Source organism: Acinetobacter lwoffii (assembly GCF_052078135.1).
Classification (GTDB): Bacteria; Pseudomonadota; Gammaproteobacteria; order Pseudomonadales; family Moraxellaceae; genus Acinetobacter; species Acinetobacter lwoffii_Z.
The window spans coordinates 74,545-88,355 of sequence record NZ_JBQGUZ010000001.1 but is presented as its reverse complement, the minus strand read 5'-3'; the positions used below and the strand labels follow the sequence as shown (position 1 = coordinate 88,355).

General features: G+C 44.3%; 15 protein-coding genes. 14 read left to right on the top strand and 1 reads right to left on the bottom strand.

Features of this window, described 5'->3' with window-relative positions:
• Positions 1-12 precede the first annotated feature (12 nt).
• From ACTL4S_RS00400 to ACTL4S_RS00385, 4 genes are all read left to right on the top strand, one after another.
• Positions 13-711: a YfgM family protein gene (locus ACTL4S_RS00400; RefSeq protein ID WP_044109972.1), complete on the top strand. Its 699-nt coding sequence runs from the start codon at positions 13-15 to the stop codon at positions 709-711.
• Positions 708-1,856 carry an outer membrane protein assembly factor BamB gene (gene bamB, locus ACTL4S_RS00395; RefSeq protein WP_004733039.1) on the top strand — a complete coding sequence of 383 codons (1,149 nt, stop codon included), beginning with the start codon at positions 708-710 and terminating at the stop codon, positions 1,854-1,856. Before ACTL4S_RS00400 ends, bamB begins: the two co-directional genes overlap by 4 nt.
• A gap of 168 nt (positions 1,857-2,024) precedes the next feature.
• Positions 2,025-3,434, top strand: coding sequence for a ribosome biogenesis GTPase Der (gene der / locus ACTL4S_RS00390; RefSeq protein WP_004278348.1), 1,410 nt, complete (start codon positions 2,025-2,027; stop codon positions 3,432-3,434).
• Positions 3,435-3,572: 138 nt separating this feature from the next.
• The gene (locus tag ACTL4S_RS00385; protein WP_441298523.1) at positions 3,573-4,217 is read left to right on the top strand and encodes a 4'-phosphopantetheinyl transferase family protein; all 645 of its coding nucleotides are present in this window, start codon (positions 3,573-3,575) and stop codon (positions 4,215-4,217) included.
• A gap of 23 nt (positions 4,218-4,240) precedes the next feature.
• Here the strand turns inward: ACTL4S_RS00385 and ACTL4S_RS00380 are convergent, their stop codons facing one another.
• On the bottom strand, positions 4,241-5,011 hold the full coding sequence (locus tag ACTL4S_RS00380; protein ID WP_441298522.1) for an SDR family oxidoreductase: 771 nt from the start codon (positions 5,009-5,011) through the stop codon (positions 4,241-4,243).
• A 92-nt stretch (positions 5,012-5,103) separates the two neighbouring features.
• On the opposite strand from ACTL4S_RS00380, the gene mazG reads away from it, so the two are divergent.
• From mazG to ACTL4S_RS00330, 10 genes are all read left to right on the top strand, one after another.
• Entirely contained in the window at positions 5,104-5,916 is an 813-nt protein-coding gene (mazG, locus tag ACTL4S_RS00375; protein ID WP_441298521.1) for a nucleoside triphosphate pyrophosphohydrolase, read from the top strand.
• The gene (locus tag ACTL4S_RS00370; protein ID WP_441298520.1) at positions 5,876-6,298 is read left to right on the top strand and encodes a ComEA family DNA-binding protein; all 423 of its coding nucleotides are present in this window, start codon (positions 5,876-5,878) and stop codon (positions 6,296-6,298) included. Before mazG ends, ACTL4S_RS00370 begins: the two co-directional genes overlap by 41 nt.
• A gap of 136 nt (positions 6,299-6,434) precedes the next feature.
• Positions 6,435-7,907: a polynucleotide adenylyltransferase PcnB gene (gene pcnB, locus ACTL4S_RS00365; RefSeq protein ID WP_441298519.1), complete on the top strand. Its 1,473-nt coding sequence runs from the start codon at positions 6,435-6,437 to the stop codon at positions 7,905-7,907.
• The gene (gene folK / locus ACTL4S_RS00360; protein ID WP_005245998.1) at positions 7,904-8,389 is read left to right on the top strand and encodes a 2-amino-4-hydroxy-6-hydroxymethyldihydropteridine diphosphokinase; all 486 of its coding nucleotides are present in this window, start codon (positions 7,904-7,906) and stop codon (positions 8,387-8,389) included. The genes pcnB and folK overlap by 4 nt, the downstream gene beginning before the upstream one ends.
• 53 nt (positions 8,390-8,442) lie before the next feature.
• On the top strand, positions 8,443-9,252 hold the full coding sequence (panB, locus tag ACTL4S_RS00355) for a 3-methyl-2-oxobutanoate hydroxymethyltransferase (protein WP_004278337.1): 810 nt from the start codon (positions 8,443-8,445) through the stop codon (positions 9,250-9,252).
• A 1-nt stretch (position 9,253) separates the two neighbouring features.
• Positions 9,254-10,102, top strand: coding sequence for a pantoate--beta-alanine ligase (gene panC / locus ACTL4S_RS00350; protein ID WP_005107864.1), 849 nt, complete (start codon positions 9,254-9,256; stop codon positions 10,100-10,102).
• An 18-nt stretch (positions 10,103-10,120) separates the two neighbouring features.
• Positions 10,121-10,972 (top strand): RNase adapter RapZ, encoded by an 852-nt coding sequence (gene rapZ / locus ACTL4S_RS00345; RefSeq protein ID WP_004278335.1) that lies wholly within the window; start codon positions 10,121-10,123, stop codon positions 10,970-10,972.
• Positions 10,969-11,238 carry an HPr family phosphocarrier protein gene (locus tag ACTL4S_RS00340; protein WP_191112197.1) on the top strand — a complete coding sequence of 90 codons (270 nt, stop codon included), beginning with the start codon at positions 10,969-10,971 and terminating at the stop codon, positions 11,236-11,238. The genes rapZ and ACTL4S_RS00340 overlap by 4 nt, the downstream gene beginning before the upstream one ends.
• A gap of 2 nt (positions 11,239-11,240) precedes the next feature.
• Positions 11,241-11,774 carry a ribosome biogenesis factor YjgA gene (gene yjgA / locus ACTL4S_RS00335; RefSeq protein WP_004278333.1) on the top strand — a complete coding sequence of 178 codons (534 nt, stop codon included), beginning with the start codon at positions 11,241-11,243 and terminating at the stop codon, positions 11,772-11,774.
• Between the two features lie 713 nt (positions 11,775-12,487).
• Positions 12,488-13,756, top strand: coding sequence for a sensor histidine kinase (locus ACTL4S_RS00330; RefSeq protein WP_441298518.1), 1,269 nt, complete (start codon positions 12,488-12,490; stop codon positions 13,754-13,756).
• The last annotated feature ends 55 nt before the right edge of the window (positions 13,757-13,811 follow it).

The window sequence follows — 13,811 nt, the reverse complement described above, 5'->3', positions numbered from 1 at the left end:
AAGGGTAATCTCATGAGCGCAATGAGTGGTGATGAACAGTTTGAAAGCTTAAAATCCTTTACGAAGAAATATGGTTCTTCGATGATTACCGGGATTTTAATTGCGCTGATTGCCTTTTTTGGATGGGAATATTGGCAGAAGAAAAACCTGGCAGAGTCGCAAATGCACACTGCCAAGGTTCAGCAGTTGATGGATGATGCGCAGGCATCGAAAGGTGATGGTTTTGCTAAGTTATCTGAAGCTGCGGACAAAATTGTCAAGGAAGCACCGGATTCAGCACAGGCGATTCAGACCCAGCTGATGATGGCTAAATTGGCTTATGACAAAGAAGATTATGCTGCGGCCGAGAAAGCGCTACAGAAAGTTGAAAACTCGAAGGTAGATGATAAAGGGCTAGTTCAGGTAGTCAAACTTCGTCTGGCCTATGCACAACTGGCACAGAAAAAATATGATGCTGCATTGAAAACTTTAGAAGCAGTCACTGAGCCTGCATTTAAAGCAACTGCTGATGAAGCACGTGGCGATATTTATGTTGCCAAAAATGATATTGAAAATGCGAAAAAAGTATATCAAAGTGCATGGGATGCTTTGATTGAACGTAAAGAAGAACGTCAGATTTTACAAATTAAGCTCGAAAGCGTAGGCGTATTGGTCGATGATCCGGAAATCGAACGCCCAATTATAGAAACACAAGCGGAAGAAGCTGAATGAATAGAAAATACAAAATTACCTGTGCCTTGACTGTTTTAACGCTTGCATTGGCTGGCTGTGCGGGTAAAACCAATAAAGTTCCAGAAGTAAAACCGAATCCACTTCCAAAACTGACTCAAGCCAAAACACTGGTCCCTGTATTTTCCACCAGTGTGGCTTCGACAGATGCTGCTGATCCGTTGCGTTTGCGTCTGGATGCAGACAATGGTGTGGTCTTTGCGATTGACCCGAAAGGCGAAGTGTCTGCATTTAAAGGCAAACAGCGTCTGTGGCAGAAAAAAGTCAGCAAAGACAATTTAAGTTCTGGTGTTGAAGCTGCTGAAGGTCTTGTTGTCGTTGGCAACCAGAAAGGCCAACTGTTTGCGCTGGATCAGCAAACCGGCGAGCAAAAATGGACTGCGCAATTGACGGGTGCTTTACTGGCACCTTCATTAATTCATGCTGGTCGTGTCATTAGCGTGAGCAATGACGGCACAGTATATGCGCATGAAATTGCGACGGGTGCGCAAGTTTGGACTTATAACTTACCTAATGTACAATTCAGCCTGCGTGGCATGGCTGCACCTGTTGCATTAGATGCTCGTAATGTACTGATTGCATCTTCCAATGCTTATATCTATGCACTGGATGCCTTAAGCGGTGTGCCAAAATTACAGCGTCGTGTCGCAGTGTCGGATGGGCGTTCTGATATCCAGCGTCTGGTTGATATTGACGGGGAACCGGTCGTTGCAGGCCAGTTTGTGGTGACCACCAGTTATCAAGGTCAGGTGACTGTGCTGGATTTAGCTTCACAACAGGTGGTCTGGAGTGAAGATGCCAGCAGTATCCAGCGTCCAGAAGTTGTGGGCAATGGTGTATTTGTGGCGCAAACCGATGGCAAAATCAAAGCCTTTGAGATTACTTCGGGTCAACCGCTTTGGGAAAATGACCAGTTGCTGAATCGCAAGTTAAGTAATCCGGTGATGCTGGGTACTGACCTTGTAGTCGGTGATCTGGATGGTGTCTTGCACCTGATTGATCCGCGTACTGGACAGATTACTGGTCGTTCGAAAACTTCTGGGGAAGTGCGTAGCTTACGCGTCATCGACAACCAGCTTTATGTTTCTACACGCAAGGGCGCATTAAGCATTTGGCAGAACCGTTAATTTTAACGAGCCTTATGCTAAACTAGCCACAACCGTATTTTTGTGAACGCGGGGTGATTGAAAAATCAATGCCCCGTGTTTTTATTTAGGGTATTTCCCCCTTATATCTTCCTATGCTTTCTGATGTTCAGGCCACTTTGACGCCTGATATTGAATAAAGGTTACTCTATGAAACCCGTAATTGCGCTCATTGGTCGTCCGAACGTCGGAAAATCGACGCTGTTCAACCAGATTACCAAGAGCCGTGACGCATTGGTGGCAGACTTTGCAGGTCTGACACGCGACCGTAAATATGGCGATGCTACCTATCAAAATAAATCCTTTATTGTTGTCGATACCGGCGGTATTGGCGAAAATGAAGGTGGTATTGATTCATATATGGCAGAGCAATCCAAGACTGCCATTCATGAAGCCGATATCATCATTTTTGTGGTTGATGCGCGTGCCGGATTGCTGGCATCTGATGAGCAGATTGCCCGTGAATTGCGTACTTTAGGCAAAAAAGTCTTTCTGGTTGCCAACAAAGTCGATGGTGTACATGCTGAAGCTGCCTTGGTTGAATTCTACAAACTGGGTATGGGCGAGCCGTTACAAGTCGCAGCCAGCCATGGTCGTGGTGTCCAGCAAATGCTGGAAGATGTACTTGCCGATGTACCGGAAGATGAAAATCCGGAAGAGCATGACAAAAACACGGGTCTGCGTTTAGCGATTATTGGTCGTCCAAATGTAGGTAAATCAACGCTGGTGAACCGCTTGCTCGGTGAAGAGCGTGTGGTGGCATTTGACCAGCCGGGTACAACACGTGACTCGATTTATATTCCATTCGAGCGTGATGGCCGTCAATATACCCTGATTGATACTGCCGGGGTGCGCCGTAAAGGTAAAGTTGATGAAATGATTGAGAAATTCTCGATTGTTAAAACTTTACAGGCAATGAAAGATGCTAACGTAATTGTTGTTGTGGTTGATGCGCGTGATGGTATTGTTGAGCAGGACTTGCATTTGATTGGCTATGCACTTGAAGCGGGTCGTGCCATGGTCATTGCAGTCAATAAATGGGATAACATGACTGAATATGATCGTAAGCAATGTAAGCTCGATGTAGAGCGTCGCTTCGATTTCATTCCATGGGCCAAAGTGCATTTGATTTCTGCATTGCATGGAACGGGTGTGGGTGATCTTTATCCATCGATTCACCGTGCTTATGATTCATCTCGTTTGAAAGTGTCACCAGCAAAAATCACCCAGATTTTAAATGATGCGACAGATGCCCACCAACCGCCGATGGTTCAGGGTCGTCGTATTAAAATGCGTTATGCGCATATGGGTGGGCAGAATCCACCAACGATCGTGATTCACGGAAACAAGGTGGATAAAACTCCTGCAGATTATCGCCGTTACCTGGAAAACGTGTTCCGTAAAGTGTACAAGCTTGAAGGTACACCGATTAAAATCGAGTTTAAAACTTCTGAAAACCCGTTTGAAGGTCGTAAGTCTCAAGTGGATGAGCGTGCAGCTGCGCGTAAACGTCGTTATGTACAGAAATTCAAGAAAGCCGAAAAGAAATTTAAACGCTAATTCTGTAGTTTAAATTTTTCGGATAAAAAGCCTGCGTAAAGCGGGCTTTTTGTTTAGAGAAAATAATGAATTTCTCTCCCAATAAAAGTGTAAATTCTTTTACACTCAAATCAATTGACATCTTTTTAATGGATTCACGTGGCTCGGCTGATTCAAATTCATCTGCATCAACTTTCTGATCTGGCTTGTGATCAATTGTCAGACCGCAAAACCCAGATTGCCGAACGGAAACGCGAAGTGGCATTTTTGCGCAATCAGCTTTTATCCCAATCTTTTGAATTGCCAGTTAGCGATCAACAGGTGGTGCGGACGAATTTTGGCAAGCCTTATTTAAATGACTATCCAGACTTCAGTTTTAATCATAGCCATAGCCATAATTTCTATGCCTTGGCCACGAGCAAGCAAGTTCAGAATTTAGGAATTGATATTGAAGAACTGAATCGTAAAGTCCGTTTTGAAGCTTTGGCACAGCACGCCTTCCATCCTGAAGAACTCAAAAATTGGCAAGCGCTGGCTTATGATCCCGAATACTGGTTTAAAGTCTGGACCACCAAAGAGGCGGTGTTAAAGGCATCAGGCTTGGGAATCCGGATAAACCTGAATGAGCTCAATACCAATATCCATCCTGAGCAAAATGGTGGGCGCTGCGAACATCCAGAGATTGGCATCTATGCCTATCAAAATTATACGCTTGCTGGCTGCATGTTCACCGTGGCCTGGCAAAGTGAGGATTCCTGCAAGGGATTGAGATTTCCTGTGATCCAGATTCATCACACTGTCTAAAACAGAATGAACCCGAATATTTTTTATTTTCTAGAAATGATCAGATTACTCAGCCGATTCACAAATTGTGGACTCATCCGCGATAAATGAAATAAAAACTGGCTTTTGAATCCGACCGAATGATGCGTTGCCTGCCATATTGAATCTTTGAGCTGTGCCAGTTTCAGAATATCTCGTGCAACATCTTCTGCTTTTAAATGCACGCCCATTTTTTTAATACTTTCTGACTGCATATCTTTGACCATGGCCGTATTAACGAAAAGTGGCATGACATCCAAGACTCGAATCCCATAGGGTTGCCACTCAATATCCAGACTTTCAGTCAGGCCACGCACTGCAAACTTGCTGGTGGAATAACTGCTTAAATCGGCCTGGCCATAAATCGCCGAAGCTGAAGATAGATTAATGATGCGGGCAAATGCAGACTCTTTTAAATAAGGGAAAGCGGCATGACAGCCGTTCATGACTCCTTTAACATTAATATCCAGAGTCCGATGATGTGCCGTAATATCAGTTTCTTCAAAAGGGCCTGAATATAAAATCCCGGCATTATTGACCAGAATATTGATTTCACCTGCCCAAGCTGAAAATTCGGCTAAAGCTGTTTTCCAGGAAGTATAGTCAGCCACATCGAGAAAACCGGCTTTGGCATGTTCGCCCAGTTGCTGGGCCAGTTGTTCTGCCTGCTCCACCTGAACATCATAAATGCCTACCTTGTAGCCGTGCTGGTAAAATAGGGCGGCCGTCGCGGCACCAATTCCTTGTGCTGCACCGCTAATCAATATACTGTGCATGTGCCTGATCTCCTTATTGTCTTTTTTTTGAGCATAACAAGAAACTGGCAGATTGACGCGACTATTTGGTAAAAAAAAAGAGGTTTTTAAACATGGAACAATTACTCCAGGTCATGCGCGAATTACGTGAAAAATGTCCATGGGATCAGCAACAGACCCCCGAATCTCTGACCAAATATGCCATTGAGGAAGCTTACGAAGTCGAAGCGGCAGTCCGCTCTGGAAAAGTCGACGATGTCCGCGATGAGCTGGGTGATTTGCTGTTACAGGTAGTGTTCCAGTCGCAAATGTACAGTGAGCAGGGGGCTTTCGATTTTCAGGATGTTGTACAGGCCATTACCGATAAACTGGTTCGCCGTCATCCACATGTGTTTCAAGCTGAACAGTTTGCGCAGCTCAGCCCAGAAGATGTGTCTGAGCTATGGAAAGAAATCAAACAGCAAGAAAAACAGGGTAAGTCGCGTTCACGCCTGGATGATATTAAACATGCATCTGCTTTGGTGCAGGCCGATGAAATTCAAAAAAATGTCGCCAAAATCGGGTTTGATTTTCCCGACATGGCGGGTGCTTATGCCAAGCTGGAAGAAGAACTGGCTGAATTAAAAGCAGCGGTAGCCGGACAAAATTCCGATGAAATACAGGAAGAATTTGGTGACTGCTTATTTTCTCTGGTCAATTTTGGACGTAAACTTGGCATCTCCAGCGAGATGGCATTATTGGGGACAATCTATAAATTCCGGACCCGCTTTGCCTTAATGGAAGATCAGGAACAATTACAGCAATTAGACCTGGAAAAACTGTCACTGGCTGAACTTGATCAGCTCTGGGAACAGGCTAAATTAGAATTAAAACAAAGAGCAGCACATGAAAAAAATACCTTATCGAATCGATCCGACGTGGATTAATCTCCTTCTGAGTTGCTGGCTGGGCTTTATTTCTATCGGGACTGTGCATGCAACTGCGACCGATTATATGGAATGGAAGACCCAGCAACAGCAACATGACGCTCGCCTGAAGAAAAAAGCTGCCTCCACGGCTTCATCAGAAAGCAATCACTATCTGGCGAAGCCTGCATTATCGGCATCTTCTGCTGCTGATAAAATCAGTTTGAATAATGCAACTGTGGAGCAATTACAGCAGCTAAATGGTATTGGTCAAAAAAAGGCTGAAGCCATTATTGAACATCGGCAAAAAAACGGAAAATTCAAAAGCATTGAAGAGATCCAGCTGGTCAAAGGCATTGGACCGGCATTGTTTGCCAAAAACAAGGCTAAATTGGCCTTGTAAGGCGACAGCATGGATCATGACTAGCTGATTGATTTGACTCGCAGGATTGACATAATCAAATTGCCCTTTAGGCGTGTAAGCGATATGATTAGCGTCATCTTAGAATTTTACGTTCAGACGTAGGAGACAGCGTCTTTTGCAAACTTTGCGCGCGTCAAAATGTGGTTTATCAACCGCTCAATTACCTTCTTATATTCTCGATGTGATTGATGCCTTAAACAAGGCAGGCTATGAAGCTTATATCGTGGGTGGTGGTGTTCGAGATCTGATGTTAGGTTTGAATCCTAAAGATTTCGATGCAGTCACCAATGCAACCCCGACTCAGGTCAAGGAAGTTTTTGGACGACGTTGTCGGATTATCGGACGACGTTTCGAACTGGCGCATGTCTATTCAGGGCGGGAACTGGTTGAAGTGGCAACCTTCCGTGCCCCACCAAAAAAAGCAGTGACCTCGGCCGCGGGGATGATTCTGCGTGACAACAATTGGGGCAGCATCGAGCAGGATTTTGCCCGTCGTGATTTTTCCATCAATGCAATGTACTACCAGCCGCGTAAAGGTATTGTGCTGGATTTCTGTAATGCAGTGGATGATATCCACAGCAAAACCTTACGCTTACTTGGTGATCCGGCTTTAAGATTTGAAGAAGATCCGGTGCGGATGCTGCGAACCTTACGTTTTGCCGCCAAGCTGAACTTTAATATTGATGAAGCGATTCTGGATGTCTTTACGCCGGAAATGACCCAGTTGCTGCGTGATGTTTCTCCACATCGACTTTATGATGAATCACAGAAGCTGTTCACCATGGGACACCTGAATCGTGTCTTGCCCATGCTGATCGATTTCGGGATCTGGCAGCAGTTATTTGCAGATATCAAGCCTGAAATTACGCCGTTTATGGAACGTGCTGCGAAAAATACCGATCAGCGTATTTCGATTGGCAAGACCATCAACCCGGCATTTTTCTATGCGGTATTGTTATGGCAGCCATTCCTCGAGCGTTGTGAATTTTATTTGAATAAAGGCGTGGTAGCGGCCGAAGTCCGTGCCCAAGCCGGTCTGGATGTGTTAAAACGTCAGGCGACTCGCACTATTATTCCACGCTTTGCGGAAACCTTTATTCGTGAAGTCTGGGAAATGCAAACCCGTTTGTTGAATCCAAAACCACAGCAAATCGAGGCTTTGTCCAGCCACGCGCGTTTCCGTGCCGGCTTTGACTTTTTGCTGCTGCGTGAAAAATCAGGTGATGCGACTGCCCAAGGCATGGGCAGCTGGTGGGATGCTTACCAGCAAATGAGCGGTGACGAGAAAGAAAGGGCCATTAGCCAGTATAACCGTCAGCGTGCCAAGAGCCGTCGCAAGGTCAGTCAGGAAGAACATCTGGAACAGAAACTGACCCAACAGCAAGATCTCGTCGAGATTGAGCCGTTAGTGAATGAACCTGAACCACGCAATCGTCGGGTGCGTAAAGCCAAGTTTGAAGACAAGGTAAAACCTCTGTCGCATGTGGCAGCCAGTGCCAGCGGTGAAATTGGCGCAGATCATCCGATTATGAAACGTAAGCGGGTAAAACGTGATCTGAGCCAAGTGGTGTTTGGACCAACACAATGATCGTGACGTATATTGGCTTGGGCAGTAACCTAGGTGATTCACGCCAGATTCTGGCAGAAGCTGTACAGAAACTGGCGACCTTGGGGCAGGTGAAAACTTCGCATCTGTATCAAAGTCCACCGATGGGACCACAGGATCAGCCGAACTATCTGAATGCAGTGGTGCAGTTAAATACCGATCTGGCCGCTTTAAGCCTGCTGGATCGTTTGCAAGCCTTTGAGCAGGACGCAGGTCGGGTACGTTTACGTCATTGGGGCGAACGTACACTGGATCTGGACTTGCTGATCTACGGCAATGAACAGATTCACAATGAACGCTTAACTGTGCCGCATGTCGGGGTATTAGAGCGTGATTTTGTCCTGATTCCACTTCTGGATATTGATCCTGAAATACAGGTTCATGGACACAGATTAAAAGACCTGGACATCGTCAAACAGTCGACCCTCACGGTACTCGACGACAGCAACTGGGCAAATATTTAATTTTTAAGTGATGGTAGCTTCGTCAGAATTTTCAAGCATAGAGGAACATTTTCATGGTCAGTCTGAGTGATTTAAGACGCTTTAAAGCAGATGGACGCAAATTTTCATGTCTGACTTGCTATGATGCCAGTATGGCCAAAGCCATGGAAATTGCCGAAGTGGACAGCATTTTAATTGGCGATTCTCTGGGAATGTCAATTCAGGGGCGTGATTCGACTTTGCCGGTCACGGTTGCAGATATGGCCTATCATACGGCTGCGGTACGCCGTGGTAACCAGCATGCCTTTATCATGACTGACTTGCCATTTATGAGCTATGCTACCTTGAATGATGCCTTGCAAAGTTCGAAAACCGTGATGCAGGCTGGCGCGCAAATGGTCAAGATGGAAGGCGGTGCATGGTTGGCAGAAACCGTGCAAGTGCTGACCCGTAACGGTATTCCGGTGTGTGTGCATTTGGGTCTTACTCCGCAGTCGGTACATGTCTTTGGCGGTTATAAACTGCAAGCCCGTACCCGTGAAGCGGCCGATCAGCTCATTGCGGACTGTAAGGCAGTGGTCGAGGCGGGTGCTGCACTATTGCTACTTGAATGCGTACCAGCACAGCTTGGCCAGGAAATCACCGAACTGTTTCCGCAGATTCCGGTCATTGGCATTGGTGCAGGTGCAGCTACAGATGGTCAGGTATTGGTGGTTCAGGACATGCTCGGTTTGACTTTTGGACATACCGCAAAATTTGTACGTAATTTTATGCAAGAACAATCGGGTGCGACAGCCATTCTGGATGCTTTTAAAGCCTACCATGCTGCAGTTTTAGATGGATCTTTCCCGGCACCAGAACAAACTTTTCAGGTTGAATTGTAAGATGAAAACAGAAACCACCATTCAGGGCTTAGCGGCATCATTAAATCCGGCGCGTACCAGTCGCAAGATTATCGGTTTTGTACCGACTATGGGCAATCTGCATCAGGGACATTTAAATCTGGTGCGTGAAGCGCGTAAGTTGTGTGATGTAGTGGTGGTCAGTATCTTTGTCAATCCAATCCAGTTTGGACCCAATGAAGATTTTGACAGCTATCCGCGCACGCTTGAGCAGGACCAGCAGCTTTTGGCAGAAGTTGGTTGTGACATCGTGTTTGCGCCGACGGTTGAGCAAATGTATGGTAAAAAACCGCGTCTGACCAATATTAGTGTTTCTGACATTACCAATGATTTATGCGGTTTGCAGCGTCCTGGCCATTTTGATGGCGTGGCGGTGGTGGTCACTAAATTGTTTAATATCGTACAGCCGAATTACGCCTTCTTTGGCCAGAAAGATTATCAGCAATTGGCGGTGATTCGTCAGTTTGTACAAGACCTGAATATTCCACTGGAAGTGATTGGTGTACCGATTGCCCGTGCAGAAGATGGCCTGGCTTTAAGTTCGCGCAATGGTTATTTAAGCGAAGAGCATCGTGCAATCGCACCGGTCATTTATCAAAGCTTGCAACGGGCTGAACAGCAATTACATGCAGGCGTGGAACTGGATACGGTATTGGCCGAAATTCGTCAGAGCCTAACCGATGCCGGTTTCGTTGTTGATTATGTTGAAGCCCGCACGCCAGAATTACAAAAAATTCATACGTTTAATCAAGATCTTGTGTTATTTATAGCTGCAAAGCTGGGGAATACACGTCTGATCGATAACCTGCAGGTTAAATACACTGCCGGCTAAGATGAAAGGGTAGCATGCATGAAGCGCATTTTAATTGTCACAGGACAATCTGGTTCGGGTAAATCATCTGCATTACAGGTGCTTGAAGATCTGGGTTATTACTGTATTGATAATTTGCCTTTGGCATTGCTTCCCGAAATCGTGGCAAAACTGGACAGTGAAAATAATCTGGAACAGCTGGCACTGGGCGTCGATGTGCGCAGTACCCGGGCAGATTTACAAGAATTTGATCATGTATTTGAGCAACTGCAACAGCATGGTTCGGTCGATATTATTTATCTGACCACGCAGGATCAGGAGCTGATTGCCCGCTTTAGTGCTTCGCGTCGGCCGCATCCTCTAGCATCACGCTTTAAAAGCCTGAATCAGTGTATACAGGAAGAAAAAATCCTGTTGATGCCGATTCAGTTGCGTTCTACGGTGCATATCGATACCACCGATAAAAGCGTGCATGATCTGAAACATACTTTGTTGTCCAAGCTTGGACAGGCCGATAACCTGATCCTGATTCTGCAATCCTTTGGTTATAAGCATGGCATTCCACTGGATGCCGATTATGTCTTTGATGTCCGGCATTTGCCGAATCCGCATTGGGAACTGGAACTGCGCAAATTTTCAGGACTAGATCAGCCGGTGCAGGCGTTTTTACAAAAGAGCGATCAGGTCGAGGACATGTTCAATGATCTGTATCATTTTCTGGACAAGTGGTTGCCGACCTTTGCCGAAGGACACCGTCATTATATGACCGTGTCGATAGGCTGTACCGGTGGTCAGCATCGTTCTGTTTATATTGTGGATAGACTAAAAAAAGCCCTTGAGGCAAAATGGTCTATTCAAGTCCTCCATCGAGAAATGAAGCACTGGTCATGATTGATACGACAGTTGACGTAATTAATAAACTGGGTTTACATGCACGCGCATCTGGTAAACTGATAGAAGTTACCACCAAATTTCGTTCCAGTATCCAGATTGGCAAGGCTGAAAAATTGGTAGATGCCAAAAATATCATGTCATTGCTCATGCTTGGTGCAGGCAAAGGAACAACTTTACGCTTAGTGATTGAAGGAGCAGATGAGGAAAAAGCCTTATCTGAAATTCAGGCACTATTTGCAGCAAAATTTTATGAGGCAGATTAATCGTGGCACGTCGACCGAACAGTTTAACTGAAGAAGATTTTGATTCTTTAGAGGGACGCGCAAGTAAGACCGAACAGAAAAAAGCAGTCCAGCGTATGGCTGCTTTAGGTGCGCAGCTTGCAGAGCTGAGCGCTAAACAAATTAAAAACCTACCTGTAGATGAGCGTTTGATTGACGCCTTGCTTGATGTACAGGCAATTAGTTCACATGAAGCACGTCGTCGTCAATTTTCACGGATTGGTAAATTACTACGCAATGAAAATGAAACGGTAATTTTGTCTTATTTAACACCGAAACAAGGTCTTAAAAAGACAGCTCAATTACAGCGTTGGGTGGATCGAATTGTCAAAGATGGAGATCCGGCCATCAATGAATTTACCAAAACCTATAATGCGACAGAGCGTCATACCTTACGTCAACATTATCTTCGGGTACACCGTGATTTAAAGAATCAAGCACCTGAAGAAGAAGTAAATGCTTCTAAATTAAAGCTGTTTAACTATGTACAGCAAGTGGCCTTGATTTCTGACAATTAAGTAGCCATGTAAAAAAGCGGTCTTTTAGGCCGCTTTTTTTATAGCTGTTTTAATCCCGTTGGCTTGACTTGGATATGCATAGTTTATAAGTGATCTATCTTAATATTTCTATTCCAGCTTCTAAAACTGCACTGAGGATAAAAAAACACAAAATTTTCGCAATTAATTTGTTAATGAATGTAAGTTCTTTACAATTCTCAGTGGTTTTTTGGGTCTGTTTTTAGTTGAAATGCTGATATTTAAATATTTCTTACATTGGAATTGTTAAGATATTTTAAAAAATTAAAAATTAATTCTGAGCATTATTAGGTAGATGAAGCCTGATATAAAATCTATTTTTAATCATAAGGTCAAACTATATAGTTGAAAAATCATTAGCTTTTACTCTAAATAGAGTAAAAAGCGATGGTGGGTATTTTTTATTCAGTACTGTGTTACAGTAAATACAAATAAACATGCTTATTTTAGGTGAGATATATTAATTTCAAATACTTATGTAGGTTTTTTTAGAATAGTAAATTTTCAAGTTATTCTTAATCAATTAAATATCAGTACCTTGCAGTTAAGAATGTATCTGGATAGAAACAGGTTAACAAATCCTTTAACCTAGAGGTGGGTTTTCATCGTTGAGTAAATATAGAATCTTTGTTATTGATTGTATGAATTTGGTCGGCTGTGTTTTCTTTATTCCATAAACATTCAGAGAGGCAGACATGGAACTAAAACTGCTAGAGGTCGGTCAGAATACGGAGCAATTAAGCTCGTGCCGTATATCTCTCATTTTAGGTGTCTATACCTCTAACAACCTATTAGACACCTTTTGTAAGATCGCCCGTAAAGTTTTAAACGTTAAAACCAGTATTATCGGCTTCCATACGGAACCATATATCTGGTACAGCTGTCCGCGCGGTTTTCGGGCCTTGCACGCTCCGCAGGAAGTGAATCTGCCTACGTATCTGCAACACGCAGATGTTATCGACCAGACGCATCCTGCTTATTCAGAACTGTCAAATTATGTAAAAGATCTCGGTGTAGCGCATCAGAGATTAGTCGCCTTTAATTTAAAATCCAGTAGCGGTGTGTCTTTTGGACAGGTCGTTTTCTTTGATGATCAGACTGAATTGTTTGATCAGGACGATATTGCCACCATCAAACAATTTGCTGAAAGTTTAGTGATTCGAATTCAGCTCAATCAAGAATATACTGAACTGAAAGAATTATACGAGCAGCAATGCGCACAAAATTTCAGTAAAACTAAATTTTTCCAGATTATTGCGCATGATCTGCGTGCGCCATTTCACGGCTTGCTTGGCTTTTCCGAAGTACTAGCACAGGAACGTGACACACTGGATGAATCCAGTATTCAGAGCATCGCGGATTATTTATATGATAATGCACAATCGACCTATAACCTGCTGGAAAGCCTTTTGACTTGGGCGATGGCAGAGGGTGGACGCTTTGTTTATCATCCGATCAATTATGAATTGAAACAATCTAGCAAGATTGTGTGTAGCGTTCTGAAAAGTCTGGCCTTAAATAAAAAGATCGAACTGGTCGATAATATTCCTGAAGATATTAAGGTACATGCGGATATCAACATGATTACCTCTGTCTTGCAGAACTTGGTGTCGAATGCGTTGAAATTTACCCCGGTGAATCAAGGTGGGAAAGTAATTCTGGATGCAGAGATGGAAGGCGAGCAGGTCAAGATTACGATTCAGGATACTGGCTTGGGCATGACTGAAGAACAAATGCAGAATCTGTTTAAACCGACTTTGGGCGTGAGTGTCAGAGGCACAGCTGAAGAGAAAGGGGCAGGTTTGGGTCTGGTACTCTGCAAGCGCTTTATTGACCTGAACCATGGTCAAATTGCTGTAGATTCCAAAGAGGGTCGGGGTACGACCTTTACCGTGCATTTACCGATGGTCACCAATGATCATCAGGCACTGGTGCTTGAAGATGTACATATCGAGCAATCTTAAAGAAGTAAATTTCAAGCTAAAACATTCCCACTGAGACAAAACTCCTGCTATAACT

Coding starts and splice junctions, on each gene's coding strand:
- ACTL4S_RS00400 (WP_044109972.1), top strand. CDS start 13: ATGAGCGCAATGAGTGGTGATGAACAGTTTGAAAGCTTAAAATCCTTT.
- bamB (WP_004733039.1), top strand. CDS start 708: ATGAATAGAAAATACAAAATTACCTGTGCCTTGACTGTTTTAACGCTT.
- der (WP_004278348.1), top strand. CDS start 2,025: ATGAAACCCGTAATTGCGCTCATTGGTCGTCCGAACGTCGGAAAATCG.
- ACTL4S_RS00380 (WP_441298522.1), bottom strand. CDS start 5,011: ATGCACAGTATATTGATTAGCGGTGCAGCACAAGGAATTGGTGCCGCG.
- mazG (WP_441298521.1), top strand. CDS start 5,104: ATGGAACAATTACTCCAGGTCATGCGCGAATTACGTGAAAAATGTCCA.
- ACTL4S_RS00370 (WP_441298520.1), top strand. CDS start 5,876: ATGAAAAAAATACCTTATCGAATCGATCCGACGTGGATTAATCTCCTT.
- folK (WP_005245998.1), top strand. CDS start 7,904: ATGATCGTGACGTATATTGGCTTGGGCAGTAACCTAGGTGATTCACGC.
- panB (WP_004278337.1), top strand. CDS start 8,443: ATGGTCAGTCTGAGTGATTTAAGACGCTTTAAAGCAGATGGACGCAAA.
- panC (WP_005107864.1), top strand. CDS start 9,254: ATGAAAACAGAAACCACCATTCAGGGCTTAGCGGCATCATTAAATCCG.
- rapZ (WP_004278335.1), top strand. CDS start 10,121: ATGAAGCGCATTTTAATTGTCACAGGACAATCTGGTTCGGGTAAATCA.
- ACTL4S_RS00340 (WP_191112197.1), top strand. CDS start 10,969: ATGATTGATACGACAGTTGACGTAATTAATAAACTGGGTTTACATGCA.
- ACTL4S_RS00330 (WP_441298518.1), top strand. CDS start 12,488: ATGGAACTAAAACTGCTAGAGGTCGGTCAGAATACGGAGCAATTAAGC.